This is a genomic window from Bradyrhizobium sp. UFLA05-153 (assembly GCF_054185185.1).
Window position 1 is genome coordinate 1 of the sequence record NZ_JBBIAM010000314.1, and the last position, 1,356, is coordinate 1,356.

At 56.6% G+C, this 1,356-nt stretch carries 1 protein-coding gene; it reads left to right on the forward strand.

Going from position 1 to position 1,356, the window contains the following annotated elements:
* Nucleotides 1-1,112: 1,112 nt before the first annotated feature.
* The gene (locus Q2941_RS51630) at nucleotides 1,113-1,283 is read left to right on the forward strand and encodes a hypothetical protein (protein WP_156944877.1); all 171 of its coding nucleotides are present in this window, start codon (nucleotides 1,113-1,115) and stop codon (nucleotides 1,281-1,283) included.
* Nucleotides 1,284-1,356 lie beyond the last annotated feature (73 nt).

Genomic DNA, 1,356 nt, shown 5'->3' on the forward strand with positions numbered 1-1,356 from the left:
TGCGCACCGAACTATTGCCGTCGCTATCGTCCGGCAGCTCGCCATGCGCAACCGATCGACACGTCAATGAGCCATGTACATGTCAGTGAGTCTTGACGACACTTTTAATTGGCACTGCGGGGTAAAGCAAAACGGAGCAATCGTCGCGGAATGCCCCGTCGCTGCCGACAAAGATCGTTCGATGGTTAGAAAAGAAAACCCGCCCGAAGGCGGGTTGCGCAAGGTACCGCAATGGGTCTGCCAATATCAGTCAGCGGCACACGTCTCTGCGGTGTTCCTCTGCAAGCTAGACGCCACGCCCACGGTGAGTTGGCTGGGATCTGCCGACGCCTCAACTATCCGTGGTTTTAGGCGCGGTGTCAGAATCGCGATCTGATTGGGAGAAGCGGGCATGCCGGCCAACATTAGCTGTGGCGTAGCTGAAGTCTCCTCTACGTGGGCCGCTCCCAGCACTGCTACTTGGGTCCGGGAGATCGGGAAGCCCGTCACTTCGAAAGCCGGAAAGCGCAAAGTGCACGCGCCGGCTTGATGGGGCGCCGCACCTGCTACGGAGGCGACGGCGGTTGCGATCAAGAACAGATTTCTCATGATAATACCCCACTGGAATAGAGAGATATTTTCACCACGAATTCCACAGTCACCATAGTTCTAGGTCAGCGACGCATATGTGAACTCGCTCACTAGCCGCGCCGAATTCTGTTTGCGCAATCACTAATATGCTTAATTAAAGGCGGCAGTCAGTAAAACTGTCGCCAGGTGAGATGTTAGTGTCACCAAGGACAGTAATTTTCCGCGACTCGAGACGAGTGCGACGACGTTGAATAGAAAAGACCAATCAGTGAAACACATGCGTGTAACGGCCTCGGTTTTGCGAGAGTTCAGCAGCCGGGGTGGGAAAACAACCCAGCAGCACTGCATTTTCCGACTCAACGAAGCGCGATTCCGTCTCTCAGGGGGGAGTTCAGCTCTCAAGGGGGAGTTCAGGCAGACAAATACGGACGGACACCGGGGACCTAAGTCTCCACCGGCGATAGCCAGTGGGCCCACCGCACGCCGAGGCCCCCAGTAATTGATATTTTGCAAGCCCGCGTCGGGGCCGCTTTGATGGCGGCATGCGTAGACCTGTCCGCCCCGAGAACCGCACACCGCCGCCCGGTCACCGTCCGCTCAAGTTAACCTTCGGCGAGATGCGCGAGATGGACGTGCGTGGCGTCCTGGTCTATTGCGCTGAATATCGTTGCAGTCATTTGGTGTTGCTCATAGCCGATCGCTTTGCGGACTAGGTGTGGCCTGTCAGGAGGTTGTCCATCTGGTCTGAACCGAGGAAGCTGAGGTTGCGAAGCTTCAGTGTTCCAA